The organism is Glaciecola petra, assembly GCF_031846345.1.
GTDB classification, from domain to species: Bacteria; Pseudomonadota; Gammaproteobacteria; order Enterobacterales; family Alteromonadaceae; genus Glaciecola; species Glaciecola petra.
Genome location: NZ_JAVRHX010000005.1, coordinates 69,412 through 92,017, shown reverse-complemented (window position 1 = coordinate 92,017; position 22,606 = coordinate 69,412). Strand labels below are relative to the sequence as shown.

The following is a 22,606-nucleotide window of genomic DNA, read 5'->3' as shown; positions in this document are numbered from 1 at the left end:
TTAGTGTAAAAAAAGACTCAGAAGAGTCTTTTTTTATGCTTATCAACCTTTTTAAAGTTTACTTCCTTGCACAAGCGGAACATTGTGTCTTATCTCAAGTTCAGGTTATGATGCTGCTAAGAATGCTTTACCCTCATTAATAAAGCTTTGCGACAAAACAATAACAACAGCGACATTTAACTATGAAAAAATATGCCAACTACCCCAGTTTAGAAGGGAAAGCAGTATTTATTACCGGCGGTGCCACCGGCATAGGAGCCGTCATGGTAGAAGCTTTTTGTAAACAAGGTGCTAAGGTTTTATTTGTTGATATTGCCGAAAAAGAAGGTAGAGCTGTTTGTCTAGCAATAGAAAAAAAATGCGGCAACGCGCCCCAATTTCAACATATTGATGTGACCAACATTGATGCCTTAAAAACGTCAATTGAAAATTTTGCTAAGGCCGCTCATAAAATTGATGTTTTAATTAACAATGTTGGCAACGACAATCGCCATTCTCCTCTCGATATAGATCAAAACCAATGGCGAAAATGCATGGCAATTAATTTAGATGCTGCATTTTTTGCTTCGCAGGCAGCGATTCCCTTTATGCAAAAACAGTGCAAAGGCAATATCATAAATATGAGCACTATTAATGTCATAATCGCTCCTGAGCAAATGCCCGGCTATGTTGCGGCTAAATCTGCCTTGAATGGTTTGAGCAAGTCTTTGGCAAATGAATATGGTGTCGACGGTATTAGAGTAAATAGTATAATGCCAGGGTGGGTCGCAACAGAACGGCAAATCGAGAGTTATTTAACCCCCAAAGCCCAAGCCGATTGGCAAAAATCACTCGCGTTAAAAGAAACCTTAAGACCTATACACGTGGCCAATATGGCGTTATTTTTAGCCGCTGACGATAGTGAAATGGTCACTGGCCAAGCCTTTATTGTTGACGCAGGAAGAACCTAAAATGCGAAGTGATGGCATGTTAATACTTGGAGATTGGGGTACCACGTTCAACCGACTATACTTGTGCAAGTGGCAAAACGCTTCTCTTACAATTATTGATAGAATAGAAGGTTTAGGCACAAAAAATAACCCTGATCCAGAATCTTCTTTTTTTAATTTGGCAAAGCCATGGTTTGCGCAATTTGGAGATATGACGGTCTATTTAATTGGTACAGTCGGATCAAATATTGGCTGGAAAATGGTTGACTATGTCCCTTGCCCTACTGACCACTCACCCTCGTTAGAAAAAGCATTACGATTCAACGCCCGAGGTATAGATTTTGTCATTTTCCCAGGTTTATCATGCACAAATATGCATGGCCTACCCGATAGTATGCGCGGAGAAGAAACGCAAATTTTTGGCTTTTTAGCCACTCAAAAAAACCCGCCTGAGAAACAAATTTTATGCCTACCGGGTACACATACCAAATGGGTGCTTGTTGAAAATGGCCTAGTAAGTACTTTTTTAACAAGCCCTATTGGTGAGTTATATGAGGTATTATGCTTGCATTCTGTTTTACTAAAGTCAGCTACGGTAAAGGACTGGGATGACGATGGCTTTGTACAAGGTTTACACTTATCAAAAAGGCCTAGTAGCAGTTTATTGCACACTATATTTGCCACTCGTTCTCAACAAGTAATAGATGGCTATAATAATGCGCAGGCGGCAGGTTTTTTATCGGGCTTATTGATTGGCGCAGATGTCAAATCAGCTCAACGCAGTTTTGACTCATTTTCCCATGTAGTGTTAATCGGTACTTCTCATGTTAATTCGTTATACGAAGAAGCTTTTCATTTCAACGATATCACAACTGAGATTTGCTCAAGTGAAATAGCGACTACAAAAGGCATTATAAGAGTTGCATCTGAAGAATGGTCATAAAAATTTAATAACTTTTTTCTTAGCCAATTGGACAGATTATTGATTGTATCCGATACTTATTCGCATCTTTATGATAAACAATTTAAAGGAAACACGATGACCTCTAGACAGGCCCTTAAAACCAATAAACGCACATTATATGCATCAATTTTACTTGGAGCGACTTTATTTAGTGGATTATGTGCACAAGCATATGCACAAGCAGATCGCTTTGCTAATGTTCAAGTTTCAGCCGAAAAAGTTGCTGACTCTGTATATATGTTAGTCGGCTCTGGCGGCAATATTGGTGCTTCAGTTGGCCAAGATGGGCTTTTGATCATTGACGACCAGTACGCCCCTCTTGCCGAAAAAATTGCTACAACACTTTCTGGATTAACAGAAGAATCAGCAAAATATGTTATCAACACTCACTATCATGGTGATCATACTGGCTCTAATGCTTTTTTTGCAGAGAATCAGGGAGCCACTATTTTTGCCCATGACAACGTACGTATTCGCCTAGCTTCAAACGAAGAAGTAGCAAAGAGTGCACTCCCAGTTGTCACCTACGATACCGGTATTAAGTTCCATTTTAATGGCGATACTATTCATGTGTTTCACTTATCGGACGCGCATACTGACGGTGACAGCGCTATCTATTTTGAAAAAGCCAATGTACTACACACCGGTGATTTAATGTTCAATGCAATGTTCCCTTATGTTGACCTTAATGGGGGCGGTGATGTAAAAGGCTATATTGCAGCAAGCCAAGCCATGCTTGATATGATTAACGACAATACAAAAGTGATTCCCGGTCATGGGCCTTTAGCAAGCAAAGCCGATTTACAAAAATCAATGGATATGATTAAAGAAACTTACGCCTTTGTGCAAGCAAAGAAAAAAGCCGGTATGAGCGAAGAGCAAGTATTAGCTGAAGGTTTAGATGAGAAATGGGCTAGCTGGTCATGGCGTTTTATTACTGAAGAATTTTGGATTAAAACGCTATATCAATAAGCACAATTTAACAGGAAGCACTGTATTTAACCGGGAAGCAACGCGTGCAAATTGACGCAATCTTATTCGACAAAGACGGCACTATATTTGATAGCGAGCGCGTATGTTGTGATGCATGGGAACAAAGCGCAAATGAATTTGGCTATGAATTCGACCGCGAGTATTTTCTAAACTTTGTCGGCTTAAGTGCACCTGAAAGTCAAAAACTCGTTTACGCCTATTTTGGTGCTGATTTTCCCATACAAGATTTCTTGCAGAGAGCAAGAACACTCATTCATACTGAAAAAGCAAAAGGTTTACCTATTAAAAAAGGCTTCGATGCTTTTTTTACCCTTGCAAAAACCTTAAATATTCCTATGGCGGTTGTCACCTCATCTAATACCGAATCAGCTGAAAAAAGCTTTGCTAAAACTGATTATTGGCAGTCCTTAGCATTTGTGATCACCTCTGATGACGTTGACCACCCCAAACCCAATCCACAACCGTACTTGCGTGCTTGCAAGCGTATTGGGGCAAAACCACAACACACTTTGGTATTTGAAGATTCTAATATAGGCATCACAGCGGCGCTAGCAGCAGCTTGCCAAACTATTGCCATTCCCGATTTACTGCCCATTCAGAGCAAACTTGCGGAACAATGTTTAGCGGTGGTCGAGTCATTTGACGATGCTCAAAAGTTTTTGAACAAGCTTTAATGTTCCTAAAAAATAGTCATTAACGCGAACGCCAGCTACCTATCTTTTGGCAGTATATGCTGCTTAGCCTTTCTTGAGACTTCAAACGTGCTGAGATCTATTGGTTTATAAATGACTTCTGTAGACGCTGGATATTTAACTAAGTGTGCTTTTGGCCTAATTGGGCGTTTTTCAAACCCACCCCCACAGTTAGGGCAAACATTGAACAATACATTATTAACGCAATCTACACAAAACGTGCACTCAAAGGTACAAATCATTGCATCGTTAGTGAGTGTTTTGTTGCAATTTTCACAGTTTGGTCTTAGCTCTAACATACTCAATCCTCTACACCGTCATTTAGTTTGAATATTGGCGTTCTATTTTAGCCACTTCAACCGAATATTCGCTATACCATTTCGTCTTTCCATGCTGTTGAGCCAATAAGTGCTCAGCATCATTTCGCCAAGCCACAATATCTTCTTGTTTGTGCCAATAAGAAAGTGCAATTTCTTGTTTCCCCTCGGTTAAGGCCACAAAGTCAACGCAATTGTATTTTTTGAAGGCAAGAGATCTCATTTTTTCAACTGTATCTAAATAAAGCTGGTTTTGCTGCTTTGCAGTTGCTTTAAATATAACTACATACATCAACCTTCCCCTTGGCCTATTTGTTTATTGAAATACATTGCCACGTCACACCTTTCATAGCTTTTTCCATACTTTTGCATGATCAGCTTACTGTGTTCAAAGCCCAATTTTTCGTACAAGTGTATGGCGGCTTCGCACTTTTTATTTGTCAATAAAAACACCTCATGTATGTGTGGCATCTGACAAAACTCGAGCACATGGTGTAATAGCTTTTCACCAATTTTCAAGCCACGCACATCAGAACTAACCCCCATTTTAGTCAATTCAAACCAGCCCTTACCTTTGTTTACCAAAGCGCAAGCACCAACAATACCGAGCCTTGCATGCTTAACAAACCAAATATATCCTCCAGCATCTATTACATACATTTGTGGATTACTTAAGACTTGTTCATCTATAGATTCAAGTACAAACATGTCGTCAATCCACTCTTTATTAATGGTATAAAAGTAATGGGCCAATTCTGGTGAATAATCAACTATTGTGAGTTCATTCTCGTTCATACATCTGTACCTTGACTTGCTTGTTGTTATGACCTGTTCGTAAGTGATTTTTTATCTAAGGCTTTTTCTTTTTTAGCAATAGATAGTGTGGCAATTTACCTAGCGGCAATAAGGCAAAGTACATATATCCGGAAATAGTAACCAAGTTTTCTGGTAAAAAATAAGCTAATGTCATAGAGACCGCAGCGAAACCAATAGCGATTGTCCACGAGTACATTTCTGCTTTTGTCTTAAGGCGTTCAAAGTTATCTAGTAGCAATAGATCTGCACTTTTACTAGCTGCCCTATACAATAAAGCTATCATAAGCGACATGGCGCAAAACCCTGCTGAATAAAATATGAACATCCAACGAAATTCAGCATAGGTATTAAACTGATAGCTAGACGCTAAATATCCACTACTCAAATTAGTGAACATCCCCTCAAAAAGCATTCGTAGCGGATACACATAAACTAAGACGATAAAGATTAAAAGCAAGCTATATAAAATAGTTTGAGAATTTTCTAAACCGTAGCGCCGACTCCAATTTCGATGTTGACGCCAAAACATCATTAACACGGCAAAGCTAGCAGCAAATGCCGGAATACGTTTTATTGCGTCTAACATTTCTGTGTAGTTTGATGGGATCTCATCAAAAGAGATGACAAGTAAGGTCAACACAAAAGCAAACGCGGCATCTACAAAAGTATCTAAGCGAGTTACTTCCAAACCACGTAAGCGAAATCCTTGCTCAACGATGAGCGAATCTACCTCTTTTGGCGTCCATGTTCTGCTAGCACTTGCGTGTGTTGCCATTGTTGTTCCTTAAAAAGATGATTAAACATTCGAGAATGAATACACAAACAACTATTATTAGTAAATAAGTCCACGTTACATAAAGCAAAAAGTCCTAAAGAAGAATAGTCTAAAAATCATTTTTTTGCCGTCAAATTAAATCAACCAAAGTTTGGTTTGACTATAGTAAATATGTGTTTTAGTCTATTTTTGCGTTGACATGAACGTGATAATTTTTGTGTTGTCGCCACATTTACTTCTAAAAATAACGAGAATAAATCACATGAAATTGCTGCAAAAGATTTCCTGCCTATTGATTGCAGTGGGCCTCCAAGCCTGCGTCACAGGGCCAAAATATACACCTCTAACACAAGAAACTAAAGCCAACATTGGGACTGCTAGCACTTACAACCTTATCGTACAAGATGAAATCAAACCAGACGTAGACTTGATTAATACCACTGCTGCTCTTGGCGGCGGACTGATTGGGGCAATGATAGACTCGTCGGTTAATGACGATCGTGCTACAGAAGCGCGTTCTGGTCTGCAACCCTTATATGATGAAATTGTTGACCTCGACCATAGGAAAACTATCGCCGATAAGTTTAATCAAGCACTGGCTAGTTCGCTACCACTATCAGATATTAAAGATACTGCGGAATCTATCATTTTAGGTGACAAAGAGCTTGTTGCTAAAATTAAGAAATTGGCAAAAGGTGAAGCAATGGTGCTGACAAATACTTTTTATCAATTTCGTATGCAATCGAAAATGCTGCAAACTATTAGCACTGCATTTATTTTCTTAAATTCAGAGAATCCTAAAATTAGCAAACCGCATTATTTCAATACGTTCTATTATCAAAGCCCGTTAATAGGTAGTGGCGGACAAAATTCAATCAATGAGTGGGCTGCGGATGGAGCTGATTTATTTAGAAGTGAATTAGAAAAAAGCGCACAACAAACTGCAGACTGGATGCAGTACGACATGCAAACTATACGTGATGAAAAATGCATTGCCGGCGGAGTGATTACAGTACCAATGAATCAAGGTTCTTTAAAAGTCAAGGGCAACGTAATCAAAGATGAAAACGAAAATAAGGTACTACGTGGAAACAATGGACACCTCTACATTGTTGCATCAGAGTCGGTTACAAAAGCAAAAGTTAAAACATGTCAGGTTGGAGAATAATCATGAAAATAATCGTTGTAGTATTCCTTCTCATTAACTTTGCTTTCAATGCAAAAGCTGGACTTATCCTTGACGAAATTACTTTGGATGGTTTAACTGCTAAAGCTCAACAGAGAATAGCCAAAAAAGCACCTAGTGCTGATTCGTCTTGTTCATTTGTAATTAACGAGATTGGCGATGATAGGCAAAATAAAGAAACAGCAGCAATTTTAGGAAGAAATAGTTTAGGTATTACTAACTTACCAACCTACTTTGACGAAATAAAAGAGCTTGTTAACAATTTCACAATAGTTGAAAGTGCTGCAATCAAAGTCGAGGTTAGACCCAAACTTATCCGCATGTATACTTATTTTGAGTCTTTAAACATTCTCGGAGTTACCGCCTTTACAACTGATTTTGTTGTTAATGGGGAAGTATTAGAATCTCGTCAATATAGGGGATTTTACGCTAAAACTAATTGGGCCAATGGTCAAGGAGAACATCTGACGACTATAAACGATTCTATCGAGAATTGGATAGAAGTATATGTGTCTGATTTAAATAGAGTATGTAAGGAAATAAGTAAGCAAACTTTGTAGCAATTCATTAATATCAAAAGCCCCGAACTTTTCTGTTCAGGGCTCTCAGAGGTTTGGTAATGCGCCTTATATCCAAAGCGAACTTGCCCACTTCAAGATTAGCTATATATGAAGTAAAATAGCGGTCGTAGAAGTTAGTGTGTATAGCACTCTCTGCAATTACCAGTCACTTTTCCAATAATACTGTTACAGCCAATTTCAAACTAGAGTATTTTCATCAGAATGACTACCCATCAACAAAGAAAACGTTGCATAAGTTTGTTTTTAAAAGTAAGCCTTACGCTATTGCTTTTGAAAAATTCCCACTTGTTTGCTCAAATCGAAGAGGAACAAAAACTAGATACCACTGTGACTTATAGCGAAGAATACTTTGCTCAATATCAGGTCGTTACCCTTATAGATATGATTAGCTTAATACCCGGTGGTATCAGCATATTAAATAGCCTTGATGATAATCAACAATCTAGGGGACTAGGCGCTACGGGCGCTCAAATACTGATAGATGGCAAGAGAATGTCTGGTAAAGCAAATGACATGGAAACAAGGCTCGCTCGCATTCAGGCAAATCAAGTACTACGCATCGATTTAATTCGTGGCAATGCAGAAGGTCTCGATATTCGTAGTCAAGGCGTGCTGATCAATGTGATTTTAAAACCGAGTGTTAATGATTCAGTGAGTTACTTGTCAGAAATTAGACTTACTCATAATAACCAACAAAATACTTCACCTGAGTTTTTAATTACGGCTTCAGGGCAATACGGCCGATTTGAATACAACATTAGCCTAAACCATGATGTTTTTCCGAGGGTAACTGATTTTGTAGAAGATCGTATGGATGCTAACCGATTACTAGAAGAAACAAGGTTGATAAATACTGAATTATTAAGGAAAAACAATAGTATTACGACTAATTTGCAGTATAACTTGGAGAACGGTGATGTGTTTAGAATTAACGGTCTCTACAGTGAAGTTAGAAGCGACGAAGAAAACCTTGAAGACCAATTTGACGTTGACACAAATAACTTGCTTGCACAAGAATTATTGAATGTTAATCGGAACGATGACACGTGGGAAATTGGCGGGGACTACGAAACAACATTAGGTGATTTTGGCAAGTTCAAAACTATCTTTGTTGTTAACAAACTGTCCAACAATGACATTATTATTCAAGATGAAATTAGGAATGATGAAGGCAGACGCCTTTTTACATTCGCTGAAAACTCTGACGAGATCGAGAAAATTATCCGCAGTAACCTTAGCTTTGATATCTTTGGCGAGCAGAATGTGGAACTTGGATTTGAGGCCGCATTCAACCAATTAGATGCATTACAGTCATTTAATAATAGTTCCTTTGAATCATCAGATGTACAAGAAGACCGCTACGAAATTTTTGCAACTCATTCTTTTGATTTAAATAAGTCGCTGCATTTACAATCAGCGATTATTCGAGAAGCATCGACAGTGAAGCAAAATTTTGATGGCGAACAAAATGAGCGCTCTTTCAACTTTTGGAAACCACGATTTGAATTGCGCTATGACATGGACCAATCAAACCAATTTCGCTTTGTCGCCGACAGAAGCGTTTCTCAACTCAACCTCAGAAACTTTATTGCGTCGCGGAATACAAACGACGATACCATTGACTTTGGTAACCCTGATATAGAACCTGAAAAGGTCTGGCAATATCTTATTGCCTATGAACATCGGCTACCTGATGATGCTGGCACCATTGAGATCGAACTCTTCAAAGACAAGATAAATGACTTTATTACTAATACTCGACTTGCTGATGGCAGTTCAGGTATAGGTAATATTGGCGATGCAAGTCGGCTTGGTCTTAATTTTGAGGCCAGTGGAAAGCTAAGTTTCATTGGATTGGATAATGCCCAAGTGACCTTTACTTACCAAGTTCGTGATACCGAAATGATAGACCCATTTTTAAACACTCAAAGAAGCCTGAATGGGATACCGAAGGAAGCGTTTTTGTTGGATTTTCGCCATGATTTGCCAAAGTGGGGGATTGTCTATGGATTCGATGTTAACAAAAGAACTTATCGATTTAGCCAAAACAGAACCGTGACAGAGGTTCGCACCAACATTATCGATATCGACGAAGCCTATATTGAATATACCCTTAACCCAAATACACGGCTTAGATTCGAAATCTGGCGACCTTTCAAAGATAGAGAGAATTATGACCGAACGTTTTATGATGGCGACATAGCAAACGATATCGTCGACCGAGTAGAATATCGAGAGCGCAAAATTCGACCTACCTATTCCTTAATGATTCAGTCTACGTTTTGATTTTAATTGACTCAATTAAAACCAAAAAAGCCCCGCAATCTCTTGCAGGGCTTCAGAATAAATGGTGCCTCGACCCATCCTCGAATAAGTAAATTTAACTTATTGTTTTTATTGAATTTTGTTATATTTTTTATTTAATGATATCAACTTGTGTATCTACCTGTGTATCTAAAAATAATATTGATGTAGTAACGTTTAAACTTTTGTTAGAGCATATTGTTAGAATATACAGGAAAAAACATTGTCCGCTTTTGTCCTAACTTGCCCTTAACAACTGAGAACTTAGCGGACTACTCTTAGAGGCCGGACTTGAATAAACATAGTAACTAATTGTTAATAATAAATTCTTTATCTTTTGATTGTTTATGGTGTGACAATTGCGTGTTAGGCTCTAAAATTTTTATTGTCACCTGTCAATAACATTGTAGGAGCAAATCATTTTAAATCTAGTCTTATGCACATCATAGATGTTTTTAGTTGAGTTTCCGTCCCTAAACTGAATTTTATGCTTAAGTTCGAAGTTTGAAGTTTGAACGAGCAACTAAAAAGGTAATTGCATCGATATCTATAATAGACTGTTATTAATGAGTTTCTCTTGACGCATTGAAATATCTTCACTAATCAGTGCGCAATTTTGAAGTTCTTTAGCTAAGCAAGTGTCTAAATCGCAGATGTGCCTAATTACTGAGGTAAATTTTTTCTGTAACAATTCATTGTTATTGACCTCATAAAACTCATCTAAACATATCCAAGTGTTTTTCTTTAAATAGCAGGTGTTTACAGGTAAATAAAAGTTATGAAATCTGTCGTTTGGTTGGCAACCATATTCTATGTTTTTCCCATAACCGCTAGATGTGGTTTTGGCTACTACAGTTATGCTATTTTTTGTTCCAAGTACTACAAATAGCTTCTCACCAGACTCGCCATCATGAAAATGAAAATTAGTGTCAAAAAATATAGCACCTACTTTCAACCTAAAGCTTCTCGTACATCTTTTTTTTCCTTCGATATCTTCAGCATTTCATCAAACTCACCGCTTTTTAGTGCATACTCGTATGGAATTTCACCTTTTTTATTATTTTCCTTATTAAAAACTCTATCCCATGGAGAGTTTTCTAAATGAGTAGCTTCAATCATTTCTTCTGCATTTTTGTCGGCATATAGTTTTGCCATATTCACAATAATTTTAAGCTCTCGCTTAGTAAAATGTTCATCATTAAAGTGTGTCATAGGTTTAATAGTGAGCATTGGACGCCCAATATTCGTCGGCACCAAAGAGAACTCTAAAGCTTCAGCCATGTCAGGTTCAGGTTTATCTATTTCTTCAAACAGCTCAGTAGGGACAGGTCCCATCTTCCAAGCAGCGTATTTTAAACCAGTTACACTTCGACCGTTTATTTTGAAATGTTCGAAATCTATAAAATACAGGAGTTTGAATAGTTTGATTTTTCCACAGTTGTTAGTGTTATTAGACAAAAAAATAATTAAATTAATCAATTTTTCTCGTTCGTGATTAATCAGCATATTATGTTTCTCTCCCTAACATTTTCGGTGTATTACTCAATTGTACTCTTAATTTATGAACAACATAAAGCAACACATAGGTCATAGATAATATAGTGGTATCGGCCCAATTACCAATTTCTCACATATATTTTATAAATTCCAAAAAAGTTTTGAATATTGCGGGTGTATAAAATTTCTTGGGCGGCGGTACTATGTTACTAAAGCTATAGACTTTCGACCCACCCCTACCTAATGAACACACGTAACATCTTCAACCTAAGTATATCCAACAACATTCATTTATTTTTGTTTTAAGAAAGAATGTCTGCAAAATAAATATCAATGAACTTATCAAATGCTCGATGCTGTTCAAAGACTTCACAGCAATAGTTATAGTCGTGAGCTCTATTTAATTTTAAATTTGTGTCCTACCCATCCTTAACGCTCTTGTTAATTTCTTTACTTCGTTTTTTATGAAATTCGATAGCTTCAGGAATAGTTTTGTCGCAATTTTCTTTTACTTTAAAGCACTCTCCAGCGTGCACCACATTTTTTACATACTCTGAAAATAAGGGATCTAGCTTATAACAATCATTTTCTTCTATGGATAATGCGCAAGCGACAGCAATGATTTTATCATATTTCGGGTCTCCTAAACTCAATTCTTCAACCGTTAACCACGCAGCGTTAGCGGCTATGTAACTAATACGTTTCACATATGGTTGGCCTTTCATTGCGTATTTTGCTAAAGCTAAGGCAGATTCTATTTCCTTATCGTAAGCTTTCATATGGTAACTGTAGGCATCTCCATATGATTGTTTTACACCATAGCCATGTTCATATAGATAACCTAATAAGCTATAATTTTCTTTTAAAGTACTTTTCGCCCAACGAGGAGTTTCTTTTATATCTTTTCGCAACCAAGTATAAGCCTCTTTATAAGAGTCTGTACCACCAAGTTCAATTAGCGCTTTCGCAAGAGACACATATGCAACTCTAGAGTCTTGGAGAGCAGCCATTCTATAATAATGACTTGCTTTTTTGAGGTCTTTTTTAACTTGCTTACCTCTATAGTAAATTAGTCCAACCAATTGTTGGGACCCAAGGTCCCCTAGTTCGGCTCCTAGTTCATAAAAATAAATACTAACTTCTATATTTTTTGTTACTTTTCCAATATCTTGATAACTACCGTAATTGTATGCATTTCCTAGCATGCCAGCCATTTTGCCATCACCTTTTTCAGCTTGAAGCACTTTTGAATGTAATCTTTTGGGAATGAACTGAGCATATTTATGTGAAAAATCTTTTTCAATGCTTTCTGAAGTGGCTTTTTTTTCAGCGACCAAAGTTTCTAAAAGTATCTTTGCTTTTTTGTGACCTTGTAAAGCAGAATTTTTGAGCCATTTTATTGCTAGATCTTTGTTTTTCTCAACACCATAACCGCGAAGATAACTTAGACCAATTGCATATTTTGCACTTACATTTCCCGATCTAGCTGCTTTGGAAAACCATGAGAAAGCTTTTGGTAAGTCTGGAGCTGTTCCTTTACCTAGTTGCAACATATAACCAACAGAAAATTGCGCTTGTGATAAACCTTTATTTGCCGCTTTGAGGTACCATCTCAAAGCTTCACTGTCACTTTGACTTACTCCACTCCCGTAGTAATAGATGTTACCAACTCCATACATTCCCATAGGAAAGCCTTGCCCAGCGGCTGCTAGATACCACTTTAAAGCTTTAACATCATCTTTTTGTACACCATATCCATTTTGGTAAGTTGCTCCTAGATTACTCTGTGCAAATGCAATTCCTGCATTGGCTGCTTTTAGATTCAATTCTAGCGCTTTATCGTAAAATTTTTCTTTAAGCAGCGCTCGTGCGAAATATGCGCCTATTAAAGGGTCATTTGGCGCCACATTGTAAGCTTTTTCACAAGATAGTATCGCTGCATTCGAGTCAAGCTTAACGAATGGAACTGCTTCAGGAGAGGCAAGTCTGAAACATTCATCATCAGCTGTGGTTTTAAAAGCACTTAATAGTACTAAGAAGGTGAGGATTAATCTGATACCTTGCATTTAACGTCCTTATTTAACATCTACACTTATTAAATTACCATAACAAAAGTAAATCGAAAAATAATTGGTTAGAAATAGCGATATACTCTTTTTTCCTCAACCCATTAATACTGAATCTGCTTTATGCGCTTACTATTAGTAAGAACCTTGAAAACGTGATGTGCGTCAGGTCATTAGTTTGGTTTTATTGCTTTCTATTTGTGAATTGTTAACAGTGGGCTTACTCGGAATTAATTTTCATTTCGGATTAATTATTTAGGTAATCGATATTGTCGTTTTACGGCATTCAAAAATGCACTCTACGATACACACAACCAAGACGATAGAAAGACCTATTTTTCTATTGCAGAGGGTTGGGCATATGAAAAGTCTGCAGGTTTAAAAATATAGTACCGCTGCATAAGTTTATCTTTTCACCCGAGAAATTAAAAACTTTTTTCTGCTCAATAAAGAATCGTTATTCGTATTTTGCAAACTACTTGTGGTGGATCATCTATAGAATTTACAGCTAGAAAATAAACGAGGTGCGTATTACCCATATTTGTCAATAATGGGAAGGACCCAATTGCAGATTTATAAACATTTTAATCAGTAAGTTAATAAGTATTGTTCGTTTCTAAACAAAATATCTGTGATTAAATAACTTAAAACTAAAAAGAAAAATCCTACCGTAGCCAAAACTAATCCAGCATTCACTAATTGTTGTATAGAAAATCGATATATTAATTCTCTATTATAAATATCATCTAGGTTAAAATGTAATTTTCCATCATTTAGTGTCAATGACCTAACACATCTCAAGCAAAGCAGTAATAAAACCATGTATAAAAATATCTCTATTATCACTGCTATTTTAAAGAAAACATTTAGATCAACGTTTAATGCTAAAATTATCGTCATACTCATCATTATTGAAACATGACCTATTGCGGCTGCAGCTCTAGCATGAATTGCACCTAACATTGTATTTATATAATTTACTTTATTGGAGCCATCTTGCTTTTCAAAGAATGTTCTTTCAATTCTAATTGATGTGGTTACCAATTGTTGATTGACACAAACAGCAACTAACCAGCGGATAGGAGGGTCAAACAAAATAAAAATAAAAGTTGTAGGATCATATCTCTTCATTAAGCAGCATCACTGTGGTTTTTAATCTTTACTCTGAATTAATTTAAAAGCAATAGCAATGCTATTGTGCTTGAACATTAATCAAATGCCTTAAAGTCGAAACTTCATGCTAATGCACTGTCAGCAATAAGACACTCTCTAATCAATTCTAAGAGCATCATTACGTCATCATGAGGAAGTGCGAACCTATCTTCGTATTGTGTCTCTCTGCCGCTGTTTAAAAGTATGTTTAGCATTGTTTCTGCTTGTTGTTGATTGCTTAGTTTCATTTGATTATCCCAGTTAATGATTTGGGTAAAAGATATCAATGTTAGTCCAATAGCAAAACTGTACTTGGGTACGGTTTTTATATTTCCGTTTGGCTAGCGCTTTGTAATATGCAAGACTAAGTAAAAATAAAAACAAATTTAAAACCAATGCAAAAACTAACCTCGATACTTTGTCTAATATCAATCATCGGTATTACTGCTTGTGAACCAAAACAAGATTCAACCGCCAGCAAGCCAATAACAGCAAACGATTCTCAAGCAATCGAACCTGTTGTAAAACAATCCAATTCCGGCCTTTGCCATGATGCTAATAGCGGCTCATTTAAGCGCACAAAGAACTTTACTCCTTATGATTCCATGCCAAGTTGTATTGCGGCTGGTGGAAAGGCTTACAAAGGCTACCAGAGTGACTTTGATAAGGCAGAAGAGGAAGCTATTGAAGAAGGGCGTTCTTTTGTCTCTTTATACAATCGTAACGACTGGCCTCACTGGATTGATTCAGATAAAGATTGTCAAAATACTAGGCATGAATTGTTGATAGCAACATCAAAAAAGCCAGTGAAGTTTAAAACTGATAAAGACTGCAATGTGTTGTCGGGTGAATGGTTTGATTTTTACTCAGGCGAGACTTACAATGATTCCAAAGACTTAGACCTCGATCACGTTGTGCCGCTCAAATTTGCACATGGTCATGGTGGTGACAAATGGAGCAGGGAACGCAAGCAGGCCTTTGCTAATGACTTGGATAACCTTTTGCTAGTTCAAGCCTCATTAAACCGTCAGAAGGGCGCTAAGGGTTTAACAGAGTGGTTACCGCCTAATCATTCTTATCGTTGTGATTACATCGCACACTTTAATAAAGTAATGACCAAGTATGAATTGGATTTTATACCAAGTGAACGACGAATTGTTAATCGAATGGTTCAAGCGTGTGAGAATTAATTTATATTGTCTTTATTTTACAAATATAATAACCAGTAACCCGAAAAGGCATACTCCAATTAGACCAAAATAAGACGCTTTAAAAATAGGCTCATTCCATTTAGATGTGCCAAAATTCTTCCAGTTATCTGGAAAAAGTGTAGCGCCTTTTGCATAGACATTAACTTCAAATACACCGTAGATATTATCTATTTTGTGGACAACGCCAGCGACTTCTAGAAAATATATTTCTAACTTTCGGGTCATGTAAATAAAAAATACGATAAGAAGAAAGAAACCAAAACCCAAGACTAATCTTGCTTGAAAATCAAACGACTCAGCATATTTAACGATAAGACCTATAAGAACGGCTGATACACTCATAAAACCAAAAAGAAGCTTAGTCATTAATGTTCTAAATTCTTTTAATCTATCTTGAATGTTATCGTAAATTTGAGAAAGTGCTTTTTTACTTTCGTTGTTGTCACTATGAACGTCCACTGGCATAAACGCACCTGATTTATTTTTCACATCAGACTACACTTATATTTTAGCGCATTCAACCTGTATAGTGCTCGAGCGCTTTTGCAGCATATTGTTTTATCACACAAAATATTCAACTTGCGCGACAGGAGTCAGTGCTGAATAGAAATCTAATTGATGTATTTTTAGACTAATGAACTTATCTTGTTCGAATAGTAGGGGTGGGTCAAAAGTCTACAGCCTTTGTTGTGTAGTACCGCGGCGAAACACATTTTTTACACCCGCAACTTTGAAAAGGAAAAATCACCCAATACAGTTGTAGGCTTAATTCTAAATTCTCTTGATACCTATAATTCGTTCTTTTTATTTGCCATGTAATCACTCATTTTAATAGTGTAACTTAAACTCTCTTTTGAGCATGTTTCTATTTCATTTAACGTTACACTAATATCTTTGATGTCTTGTCTCAAATATTCGAACTTTTCTTGGGAGTGATATGTTTGAGGAAGTTTTGCATTTAATTTAATTATTTCTTGTAAAAGCTGTGCTCGCTTTACATTCCCTGAAATCACAAAATACATGAGAACAAATAACAAACTATCAATAAGCCTAAATTCAATATCAAACATTTTACTAGCCTAGTTTAAGATGCGAGACATAAGAATAAATCTTTATCGAACCGCTGTCACTTCATTCAACAATGATTGTAATTTTGAGTCTAATTGCTCGTCAGTTAGGTCTTGGAAATTCATAGTTACTTCACTTTTACTAGTAATATCTTGCTTGATTCTCGAACCTTCTTTGCGGTCAATTACCTTGTGAGCGGTTGCTAAATCGCCATCATCCAAGGCTTTATTGATTACCATTTTTGCTTTCATAATGGGCTTAGTTTTTAATGTCTCTTTTCGGTCGGTAAATCCAGGGTTTTTCTCACAATAAGAGTAAAGCGTACTTTTGTTGATACCCGCGTAAACACAAGCTTCAACGTCACTACAGCCTATTGCAAAAGCTTGCTCTAATAACTGGACAGTCGATTCTGTCATTTTAGTTGGTCTACCTACTTTGTTTTTGGTCATGTTTTATGCCTCGCGCGCGTATTGGTCCAGAAATTATTTTAAATAGTGCATGGTCTTGTTAAGTCTAACATTTGATATTGCCACCTTTTTTTGCAGCTTCAATAACGCTAAGCAAATATGTATTGAGAACTTGTACAAATGAATAGAAAATAAGTCGCGAGTCGTAAGCTTTAGCTTATGACCCGTTCTTACTAGTAGTTTTTATTTAGTAGATCTTACATAGTAGATATTAGATACCAGTTTTGAACATTCCTAAATTAGTTTTGAATAATCCTAAAATAGTTTTGAACAACCCTAAAACAGTTTTGAACATCATTATTTGTTTTAAGGTTGTTTTCCATGCGGTCATACTGGTTCTAAATGTCAGAATATATCCATAATACCAATGTGCCTTGATTCATTAATATCGAGCATATAAGATTCAAATTCTTCAAATATTTTAGAGTCTCTGTCTATGACGATGCTACAAAAATCATTATTAAGTTGAAAGGCAATGTACCCTAGTGAATTTAAGAGTTCGAGTTTTCTCTTAAGTGTGTTTCTATTGATGCCAAAAAATCTAGCCATATCAGAAAACCTACTTGCTCCAATCCCTTTTTTTTCAGGATCGTTAAACTCTACCCATACAAGTTTCCCGTAAATATAAGCAGTTGTTAAGTCTTTAAAGTGATCGATAGCACAAGTTAATAAGCTTAAAGTACGTGGTGTCATAGTTAGGTTAAATTCATATTCATCAGAGAATGTACCAAAATCAGAACGGCCTTTCCCATCATCTTTTATTAAGACTCTTTTAGCTTCACTTAAAAATTTATTAGCATCTGGTGAATCGCCAATAGTGTAATCATACGCAAGCTTACCACCGTGTATTTTTGAGAAGGAACGAGTTCTGTTAAATATACCTGCTTCAGTCAGCTTTTTATGATGGTTACCAATCGTAGTAGCTGATACATAGAAAAAATTACTATGATCCTCAAACTTTCTGAAAAACTTACTTTTTCCGGTAGCAAACCAAAAATACATTTCGCCAATGATTGCGGCATCTAATACTCCATACTTTTTTACAGCATCTTCGTTTATAAAAAATACATTAGGTTTCGTTGACGCCTTGGCTTTTTTATTTCTTGCGCTTAGGATTAAAGCAAAACCGTCCTTGGCAATAGCTTGATTGTTAGACTCCATATTTACCTCCTTAAAAAAGCCCCGAAGGGCTTAGATAATAGCATCATCAGTGATGTAAAGGTTTGTAAGAGCCTGTGAGCCTGTCTCGTGGTTTTCACTTAACACTATGGTTAAGTCACAAAGTAAGCTCATACATTGTTTTAGATGCTTTTCTGCGATCACTTCGCCACCTATGCCAATACGGATAATATTAGCTAGGGCTTCAACGTTTTTAATTTGCTTGGCTTGGTCATCGAACACTGGGAATAATTCACATTTTTTCATGCGGCTGCTCCTTCAGTTCGATTCGCTGCTGATGGTTCTGAAACCAGCACGTATAAGGCTACGTTGTTATGGACTCTCCCATCTTGTGACATCGCCCGTATTAGCTTAGTTCGTATGTTGTAGCCTCGTTCCCTTAATTCTTTGATGCGTGGCGCTGGTGATATTAGGCCGTGCAATTCCCTAAACTCAATAGTATGTATTGGCTTTAGTCGTAACAATGCTAAGATCTGTTTACGGTCTCGATTTGTGCTACTCTCTTGACTGGTAATAGGGGCATTAATTCTTTGATCGGTGTTGGTACTCATTTTCATAATAACCACCGATTATGCTACTAAGGACGACATAAGAGCGCTTGCTGACTCTTTGCGCTTTTGCATGAGTAGTTTAACCAGCTCTCTGATTCGCTCATCGTCATAGCCAGCAGCGCGTGCAGTAACAATTGCAGTTATTTCTGAACTTAAATAGCCAATTGCACGACTTCCCAATGCCATGCTTGTCGGGAATAAACCGCCTCGAGTTTGTTCATACAATACGGTTGACGATAAACCTGTTACTTTTAATACTTCTGGCTTCCGCAATACCCTTTCTGGATATGATCCAATAGTTGATAGTGGAAAGGTTGTTGTTTTAGTTTGCATTAGTGCTTCTCCGGTTACTAGCGGTATTGCTAGGTTTCGGAGGTCATTTTCTAGTATGAATTTCCTATAGTCATTGCAATTGCAATACAACTTTTTGCAGTTGCAGGGAATTGCAATAACAATTAAGTTGTTTTTAAAGCTTTGTTAGCTTTAGCAAATAGCTTTTCCAAATTGCTATTGCTAAATCCTAGAAGGCTTGTTTTATATTTAGTTTCAAGTTCAGCAACTATTCTTGATTGATTGTATTTTTGATTCGAACTTTCTTGGATAAGCTCGACTAGAGTAGCTATAACCTTCAGCGCAGTTTCTTCTTTTTCTAGGGACGTATTATTATTTTGTTGCAAATCTATAATTTTATTTAGTGTTGAATTTTCGCTTTTAAGAGCCTCAACATCCTGATGTAATTTATGTATAGTTTCTTCGATTTCGGCCTGTTTTTTTATTAATTTGATGACAACTTCTTTTTTAGTATCTTCAATTACCTTCATGGATAAATCGTCCACCGAATTTAAATTCTTATATTCATAATATTCTTTGTCTTTGCTTTCTCTAAGAATATGTCTCAGACTGAAAAGGCCTATGACATTCATGGTTCTTTCTAGAAGATCTAAACTGTACCCTGCCATTTGAGTCTTTTTATATTCAGCTATTAAAGTTTGTACTTCCTTTGGTGACTTGGCCCACTCAAACTCATATTTTTCAAAAACCACTCTTAAAAGGCTTTCAAATCGATAAGTATTTTCGCTAGCTGTAGTGCCAACTGATACTATTTTAATTTCAAATACTTTGTCATCCCAGTCTTTTAAAATTGTTTCCAAAGCTTTTTTAATCTCGTTCACTAATCCTACCTCAATGTCCTTTGGTCGTTCTCCTGTTGGAAGGTTAATTACTTCTTGGGGGTTAACGCCGTATATGAGTAAAAGGAACTGATAGAATGTGACATCAAGTCTTTCAATATTTACCGATTTTCTTTTTAACAATTTGCTTATCCTTGTAAGCCCCTAATAAATTCACCTAGCCAATCCAGTAGGGTTCTGGCTGTTCGGGAGCTACCCTAGGCTAAGTAAAAGTGCGGGAGGAGTAACGAAACGTTACACCCACGATTTCGATTTAAGAACTTAATCCATGTTCTGTCAACTTAACCATTGTCTAAGCGGCAATTTCTGTTGAGTTTTTAAGCACCGTTTCAAAATCCTCTCTCAATGTAACCGCCAGAATTTTTGCGCCATAAATAGTATTAAGTATATGTAAGCAGTCACCATCTAAATCAGATGTATCTAATTTTTCGAGCGTGTGCTGAATCAAACTTTCCAGGCTACAAGAAAGCGCAAACATAAATTCAAGACTTTCGGTACAGAAATAATTGTTTTCTCGGTGATAGACTAATAGTAGCTTGTCAGAAAGTTTTGAAGCTTTTTCGTATAGCGAGCTTACTTCAACGGCGAATTTATATCTATTCGTCGTTTTAATTGATTCACAAGCTTTTTCAAGCACAAAAAATATACTATGAATTTGTTCTGCTTGTGCAGAAAGATTGCAAGCGTTAGCGTCTAGTTCTGTATAGTTCATTTCCTTTCCCTTATTGATTAATCACTCTTAAATTTCTATTCAAATTTGCAGCACTCATATTGCCGGTGGCTGCATCTTCAATTTGTTGCGACCACCATTGCATTAATGGTTTTCTGCGTTCAAAATAATCAGTTCTTGTATAAGTTTGTTCTGTTTTACTACCTGTAACATGAGCAAGTGCCGCCTCAGTCACTACTCTGTCAAATCCGCCTATTTCTTCAGCTGTAGTTTTGAAAACAGCTCTAAAACCATGAGCAACTAACTTGCCTTTAAATTTAGTGCGCTGAATTGCTTTGTTTGCAGTCTCGACATTTACATGTTTATTTGTATTATATTTACTTGTAAATACGTACTTGTAATGGCCTGTGAGCGGTTTTAACATTTCTAGAATGATTAATACTCGATTAGATAGTGGAACTCTATGAGGGCGCTCTAAACCCTTTTTACCCTTCATGTTTTCCGCAGGAATATTCCAAACACTCTCTGAAAAATCAAAGTGTGACCACTCGGCTATCGCGGCCTCTTTTGGTCGAACCCCAACGTGCAATTGAAACTCTAAAAGTAAGCGTGTTTGCAAGTCAGTATTAGAATATTGGATAGTATGTAAAAAGTCTGGCAATTCGGAAAATGGAATCGATGGTTGTTTAACAGCCTCAGGTCTTGTTATTCTTTTTGCCAAATTTGCAAAGGGGTTAGGCTCTATTTCTGCATAAACCATTATTTGATTCATGTAGTTACAAACCTTACTAGCAATATCAAAAGCCCCTCTGTCTAAAATACGTTTACGAACTTTCTTTCCATGATCAGGGGTTAACTCCTTAATTGGGAATGAACCAATTACAGGGTAAACATCTTTATTTAGATAGCGCTCCCATTTGGTTATTGTACTTTGCTTAAGTTTTTTACGCTTAATTGCAAAATACTCCTCGGCGGCTTGTTTGAATGTGTTTTGCTCTTTGTCGATGTTTTCTAATATATCTCTATCGCGCTTGGCCTTTGGGTCAATTCCTTGTTTCACCAAGTCTTTATATTCTCTCGACTTGGTTCTAGCATCTTCTAATGTATATTGGGGGAAGTCACCTATTACTAAATTGTTACGAGCCTTCGTATAGGGGTGGTAATAATTATAAATCCAAGTCTTTAATCCAGTAGTTTTTACTCGAAGCAATAAACCATTACCATCATTTACAGAGTAAACTTTGTCTCTCGGTTTAAGTGCTTTTATCTGTGTCGTGTTTAATGGAATGGCTTTTCTAGGCATCGTAGGTACACGCTATTTAGTCAAAATCTCTTATGTGTATCTACAAGTGTATCTATAACATTGAGATTCGACAATAGTCGATAAGTGTCGATAAGCCACCGTATAGGGGGTAAGTTACTGATAGGCATAAAAAAAACGGTCGTTATAGACCGTTTTGGAATAAATAAATGGTGCCTCGACCCGGGATCGAACCAGGGACACGCGGATTTTCAATCCGCTGCTCTACCAACTGAGCTATCGAGGCAACAGCATTTTGCTGTGGACGCGTATTAAACGGATTTACGCGCCTTATGTCAACCGATTATTGGAATTTTGGCTGATTTTTTATGATTTTTTTTCTATCTTTGCCCATCATCATAAAAATTGATTATTTTGTAGGCGGTACATAACCTTCTATTGTTGGTTCGATGCCCTCAAACAAAAAAGCGACCATTTTTTCTTCCAAATACTTACGATCATTTGCTTCCATCATATTTAGCTTATTTTCATTAATTAACATAGTTTGCTTTTTTTGCCAGATACTAAAAGCTTCTTTTGAAATATTATCGAAAATACGTTTACCCACATCGCCTGGATAAAGCTGGAAGTCTAAACCTGGTGCTTCTTTTTTTAGATACTCACAATTAACTTGTCTACTCATGTAACTCTCTTTTTTAATTAACTTGATATTAATAAGCTCTCTAATAGTGAGCTTG

Annotated in this window: 28 protein-coding genes and 1 tRNA gene; 8 read left to right on the top strand and 21 right to left on the bottom strand. The window is 36.7% G+C overall.

What is annotated here, in order from left to right:
• Positions 1 to 182: 182 nt before the first annotated feature.
• From RM552_RS14810 to RM552_RS14795, 4 genes are all read left to right on the top strand, one after another.
• Positions 183 to 950 (top strand): SDR family NAD(P)-dependent oxidoreductase, encoded by a 768-nt coding sequence (locus RM552_RS14810; RefSeq protein ID WP_311369647.1) that lies wholly within the window; start codon positions 183 to 185, stop codon positions 948 to 950.
• A 1-nt stretch (position 951) separates the two neighbouring features.
• Complete coding sequence (locus RM552_RS14805; RefSeq protein ID WP_311369646.1) at positions 952 to 1,872, top strand: 2-dehydro-3-deoxygalactonokinase; 921 nt, start codon at positions 952 to 954, stop codon at positions 1,870 to 1,872.
• Positions 1,873 to 1,968: 96 nt separating this feature from the next.
• Positions 1,969 to 2,865: an MBL fold metallo-hydrolase gene (locus tag RM552_RS14800; protein WP_311369645.1), complete on the top strand. Its 897-nt coding sequence runs from the start codon at positions 1,969 to 1,971 to the stop codon at positions 2,863 to 2,865.
• A gap of 44 nt (positions 2,866 to 2,909) precedes the next feature.
• Positions 2,910 to 3,560 carry an HAD family hydrolase gene (locus RM552_RS14795; protein ID WP_311369644.1) on the top strand — a complete coding sequence of 217 codons (651 nt, stop codon included), beginning with the start codon at positions 2,910 to 2,912 and terminating at the stop codon, positions 3,558 to 3,560.
• A gap of 35 nt (positions 3,561 to 3,595) precedes the next feature.
• On the opposite strand, the gene RM552_RS14790 is transcribed toward RM552_RS14795, so the two are convergent.
• The 4 genes from RM552_RS14790 to RM552_RS14775 all read right to left on the bottom strand — a co-directional run bounded on the left by RM552_RS14790 (position 3,596) and on the right by RM552_RS14775 (position 5,486).
• Positions 3,596 to 3,820: a DUF1272 domain-containing protein gene (locus RM552_RS14790; protein ID WP_311369775.1), complete on the bottom strand. Its 225-nt coding sequence runs from the start codon at positions 3,818 to 3,820 to the stop codon at positions 3,596 to 3,598.
• 79 nt (positions 3,821 to 3,899) lie between these two features.
• Positions 3,900 to 4,187 (bottom strand): antibiotic biosynthesis monooxygenase family protein, encoded by a 288-nt coding sequence (locus tag RM552_RS14785; RefSeq protein ID WP_311369643.1) that lies wholly within the window; start codon positions 4,185 to 4,187, stop codon positions 3,900 to 3,902.
• Positions 4,187 to 4,690 carry a GNAT family N-acetyltransferase gene (locus tag RM552_RS14780; RefSeq protein WP_311369642.1) on the bottom strand — a complete coding sequence of 168 codons (504 nt, stop codon included), beginning with the start codon at positions 4,688 to 4,690 and terminating at the stop codon, positions 4,187 to 4,189. The genes RM552_RS14785 and RM552_RS14780 overlap by 1 nt, the downstream gene beginning before the upstream one ends.
• Before the next feature lie 55 nt (positions 4,691 to 4,745).
• Positions 4,746 to 5,486, bottom strand: a complete 741-nt coding sequence (locus RM552_RS14775; RefSeq protein WP_311369641.1) for a TMEM175 family protein — start codon at positions 5,484 to 5,486, stop codon at positions 4,746 to 4,748.
• Positions 5,487 to 5,748: 262 nt separating this feature from the next.
• On the opposite strand from RM552_RS14775, the gene RM552_RS14770 reads away from it, so the two are divergent.
• From RM552_RS14770 to RM552_RS14760, 3 genes are all read left to right on the top strand, one after another.
• Positions 5,749 to 6,654, top strand: coding sequence for a hypothetical protein (locus tag RM552_RS14770; RefSeq protein ID WP_311369640.1), 906 nt, complete (start codon positions 5,749 to 5,751; stop codon positions 6,652 to 6,654).
• A 2-nt stretch (positions 6,655 to 6,656) separates the two neighbouring features.
• Positions 6,657 to 7,232 (top strand): hypothetical protein, encoded by a 576-nt coding sequence (locus RM552_RS14765; RefSeq protein WP_311369639.1) that lies wholly within the window; start codon positions 6,657 to 6,659, stop codon positions 7,230 to 7,232.
• Between the two features lie 291 nt (positions 7,233 to 7,523).
• Entirely contained in the window at positions 7,524 to 9,539 is a 2,016-nt protein-coding gene (locus RM552_RS14760) for a TonB-dependent receptor plug domain-containing protein (RefSeq protein WP_311369638.1), read from the top strand.
• A 565-nt stretch (positions 9,540 to 10,104) separates the two neighbouring features.
• Here the strand turns inward: RM552_RS14760 and RM552_RS14755 are convergent.
• The 5 genes from RM552_RS14755 to RM552_RS14735 all read right to left on the bottom strand — a co-directional run bounded on the left by RM552_RS14755 (position 10,105) and on the right by RM552_RS14735 (position 14,520).
• Positions 10,105 to 10,512 (bottom strand): hypothetical protein, encoded by a 408-nt coding sequence (locus RM552_RS14755; RefSeq protein ID WP_311369637.1) that lies wholly within the window; start codon positions 10,510 to 10,512, stop codon positions 10,105 to 10,107.
• Positions 10,509 to 11,063, bottom strand: a complete 555-nt coding sequence (locus RM552_RS14750) for a Panacea domain-containing protein (protein WP_311369636.1) — start codon at positions 11,061 to 11,063, stop codon at positions 10,509 to 10,511. Before RM552_RS14750 ends, RM552_RS14755 begins: the two co-directional genes overlap by 4 nt.
• A gap of 410 nt (positions 11,064 to 11,473) precedes the next feature.
• Positions 11,474 to 13,120: a tetratricopeptide repeat protein gene (locus tag RM552_RS14745; protein WP_311369635.1), complete on the bottom strand. Its 1,647-nt coding sequence runs from the start codon at positions 13,118 to 13,120 to the stop codon at positions 11,474 to 11,476.
• Positions 13,121 to 13,708: 588 nt separating this feature from the next.
• The gene (locus tag RM552_RS14740) at positions 13,709 to 14,251 is read right to left on the bottom strand and encodes a hypothetical protein (protein WP_311369634.1); all 543 of its coding nucleotides are present in this window, start codon (positions 14,249 to 14,251) and stop codon (positions 13,709 to 13,711) included.
• A gap of 104 nt (positions 14,252 to 14,355) precedes the next feature.
• On the bottom strand, positions 14,356 to 14,520 hold the full coding sequence (locus RM552_RS14735; RefSeq protein WP_311369633.1) for a hypothetical protein: 165 nt from the start codon (positions 14,518 to 14,520) through the stop codon (positions 14,356 to 14,358).
• 147 nt (positions 14,521 to 14,667) lie between these two features.
• Here RM552_RS14735 and RM552_RS14730 point away from each other — a divergent pair, with 147 nt between their 5' ends.
• Complete coding sequence (locus RM552_RS14730) at positions 14,668 to 15,462, top strand: GmrSD restriction endonuclease domain-containing protein (protein ID WP_311369632.1); 795 nt, start codon at positions 14,668 to 14,670, stop codon at positions 15,460 to 15,462.
• Positions 15,463 to 15,474: 12 nt separating this feature from the next.
• Here RM552_RS14730 and RM552_RS14725 read toward each other — a convergent pair whose 3' ends face one another.
• From RM552_RS14725 to RM552_RS14670, 12 genes are all read right to left on the bottom strand, one after another.
• A complete protein-coding gene (locus RM552_RS14725; protein ID WP_311369631.1) occupies positions 15,475 to 15,972 on the bottom strand; it encodes a hypothetical protein in 498 nt (165 codons plus the stop codon).
• Positions 15,973 to 16,271: 299 nt separating this feature from the next.
• The gene (locus tag RM552_RS14720) at positions 16,272 to 16,553 is read right to left on the bottom strand and encodes a hypothetical protein (protein ID WP_311369630.1); all 282 of its coding nucleotides are present in this window, start codon (positions 16,551 to 16,553) and stop codon (positions 16,272 to 16,274) included.
• Positions 16,554 to 16,595: 42 nt separating this feature from the next.
• Positions 16,596 to 17,000: a hypothetical protein gene (locus RM552_RS14715; protein ID WP_311369629.1), complete on the bottom strand. Its 405-nt coding sequence runs from the start codon at positions 16,998 to 17,000 to the stop codon at positions 16,596 to 16,598.
• A 363-nt stretch (positions 17,001 to 17,363) separates the two neighbouring features.
• A complete protein-coding gene (locus tag RM552_RS14710) occupies positions 17,364 to 18,179 on the bottom strand; it encodes a hypothetical protein (protein WP_311369628.1) in 816 nt (271 codons plus the stop codon).
• Positions 18,180 to 18,209: 30 nt separating this feature from the next.
• Positions 18,210 to 18,443, bottom strand: a complete 234-nt coding sequence (locus RM552_RS14705) for a hypothetical protein (RefSeq protein ID WP_311369627.1) — start codon at positions 18,441 to 18,443, stop codon at positions 18,210 to 18,212.
• Positions 18,440 to 18,754 carry a helix-turn-helix domain-containing protein gene (locus RM552_RS14700; RefSeq protein WP_311369626.1) on the bottom strand — a complete coding sequence of 105 codons (315 nt, stop codon included), beginning with the start codon at positions 18,752 to 18,754 and terminating at the stop codon, positions 18,440 to 18,442. The genes RM552_RS14705 and RM552_RS14700 overlap by 4 nt, the downstream gene beginning before the upstream one ends.
• A 12-nt stretch (positions 18,755 to 18,766) precedes the next feature.
• Entirely contained in the window at positions 18,767 to 19,081 is a 315-nt protein-coding gene (locus RM552_RS14695; RefSeq protein ID WP_311369625.1) for a helix-turn-helix transcriptional regulator, read from the bottom strand.
• A gap of 122 nt (positions 19,082 to 19,203) precedes the next feature.
• Positions 19,204 to 20,061 carry a hypothetical protein gene (locus RM552_RS14690; protein WP_311369624.1) on the bottom strand — a complete coding sequence of 286 codons (858 nt, stop codon included), beginning with the start codon at positions 20,059 to 20,061 and terminating at the stop codon, positions 19,204 to 19,206.
• A 169-nt stretch (positions 20,062 to 20,230) separates the two neighbouring features.
• Positions 20,231 to 20,650 carry a hypothetical protein gene (locus RM552_RS14685; RefSeq protein WP_311369623.1) on the bottom strand — a complete coding sequence of 140 codons (420 nt, stop codon included), beginning with the start codon at positions 20,648 to 20,650 and terminating at the stop codon, positions 20,231 to 20,233.
• 10 nt (positions 20,651 to 20,660) lie between these two features.
• Positions 20,661 to 21,911 carry a tyrosine-type recombinase/integrase gene (locus RM552_RS14680; protein WP_311369622.1) on the bottom strand — a complete coding sequence of 417 codons (1,251 nt, stop codon included), beginning with the start codon at positions 21,909 to 21,911 and terminating at the stop codon, positions 20,661 to 20,663.
• A 168-nt stretch (positions 21,912 to 22,079) separates the two neighbouring features.
• Positions 22,080 to 22,155 (bottom strand) — tRNA-Phe (locus tag RM552_RS14675).
• 123 nt (positions 22,156 to 22,278) lie between these two features.
• Positions 22,279 to 22,551, bottom strand: coding sequence for an oxidative damage protection protein (locus tag RM552_RS14670; protein WP_311369621.1), 273 nt, complete (start codon positions 22,549 to 22,551; stop codon positions 22,279 to 22,281).
• Positions 22,552 to 22,606 lie beyond the last annotated feature (55 nt).

Excerpts from the sequence above, each read along its gene's own strand:
- RM552_RS14810 (WP_311369647.1), top strand. The coding sequence starts at position 183 with ATGAAAAAATATGCCAACTACCCCAGTTTAGAAGGGAAAGCAGTATTT.
- RM552_RS14805 (WP_311369646.1), top strand. The coding sequence starts at position 952 with ATGCGAAGTGATGGCATGTTAATACTTGGAGATTGGGGTACCACGTTC.
- RM552_RS14800 (WP_311369645.1), top strand. The coding sequence starts at position 1,969 with ATGACCTCTAGACAGGCCCTTAAAACCAATAAACGCACATTATATGCA.
- RM552_RS14790 (WP_311369775.1), bottom strand. The coding sequence starts at position 3,820 with ATGATTTGTACCTTTGAGTGCACGTTTTGTGTAGATTGCGTTAATAAT.
- RM552_RS14785 (WP_311369643.1), bottom strand. The coding sequence starts at position 4,187 with ATGTATGTAGTTATATTTAAAGCAACTGCAAAGCAGCAAAACCAGCTT.
- RM552_RS14780 (WP_311369642.1), bottom strand. The coding sequence starts at position 4,690 with ATGAACGAGAATGAACTCACAATAGTTGATTATTCACCAGAATTGGCC.
- RM552_RS14775 (WP_311369641.1), bottom strand. The coding sequence starts at position 5,486 with ATGGCAACACACGCAAGTGCTAGCAGAACATGGACGCCAAAAGAGGTA.
- RM552_RS14770 (WP_311369640.1), top strand. The coding sequence starts at position 5,749 with ATGAAATTGCTGCAAAAGATTTCCTGCCTATTGATTGCAGTGGGCCTC.
- RM552_RS14765 (WP_311369639.1), top strand. The coding sequence starts at position 6,657 with ATGAAAATAATCGTTGTAGTATTCCTTCTCATTAACTTTGCTTTCAAT.
- RM552_RS14750 (WP_311369636.1), bottom strand. The coding sequence starts at position 11,063 with ATGCTGATTAATCACGAACGAGAAAAATTGATTAATTTAATTATTTTT.
- RM552_RS14745 (WP_311369635.1), bottom strand. The coding sequence starts at position 13,120 with ATGCAAGGTATCAGATTAATCCTCACCTTCTTAGTACTATTAAGTGCT.
- RM552_RS14740 (WP_311369634.1), bottom strand. The coding sequence starts at position 14,251 with ATGAAGAGATATGATCCTACAACTTTTATTTTTATTTTGTTTGACCCT.
- RM552_RS14735 (WP_311369633.1), bottom strand. The coding sequence starts at position 14,520 with ATGAAACTAAGCAATCAACAACAAGCAGAAACAATGCTAAACATACTT.
- RM552_RS14730 (WP_311369632.1), top strand. The coding sequence starts at position 14,668 with ATGCAAAAACTAACCTCGATACTTTGTCTAATATCAATCATCGGTATT.
- RM552_RS14720 (WP_311369630.1), bottom strand. The coding sequence starts at position 16,553 with ATGTTTGATATTGAATTTAGGCTTATTGATAGTTTGTTATTTGTTCTC.
- RM552_RS14715 (WP_311369629.1), bottom strand. The coding sequence starts at position 17,000 with ATGACCAAAAACAAAGTAGGTAGACCAACTAAAATGACAGAATCGACT.
- RM552_RS14710 (WP_311369628.1), bottom strand. The coding sequence starts at position 18,179 with ATGGAGTCTAACAATCAAGCTATTGCCAAGGACGGTTTTGCTTTAATC.
- RM552_RS14705 (WP_311369627.1), bottom strand. The coding sequence starts at position 18,443 with ATGAAAAAATGTGAATTATTCCCAGTGTTCGATGACCAAGCCAAGCAA.
- RM552_RS14700 (WP_311369626.1), bottom strand. The coding sequence starts at position 18,754 with ATGAAAATGAGTACCAACACCGATCAAAGAATTAATGCCCCTATTACC.
- RM552_RS14695 (WP_311369625.1), bottom strand. The coding sequence starts at position 19,081 with ATGCAAACTAAAACAACAACCTTTCCACTATCAACTATTGGATCATAT.
- RM552_RS14685 (WP_311369623.1), bottom strand. The coding sequence starts at position 20,650 with ATGAACTATACAGAACTAGACGCTAACGCTTGCAATCTTTCTGCACAA.
- RM552_RS14680 (WP_311369622.1), bottom strand. The coding sequence starts at position 21,911 with ATGCCTAGAAAAGCCATTCCATTAAACACGACACAGATAAAAGCACTT.
- RM552_RS14670 (WP_311369621.1), bottom strand. The coding sequence starts at position 22,551 with ATGAGTAGACAAGTTAATTGTGAGTATCTAAAAAAAGAAGCACCAGGT.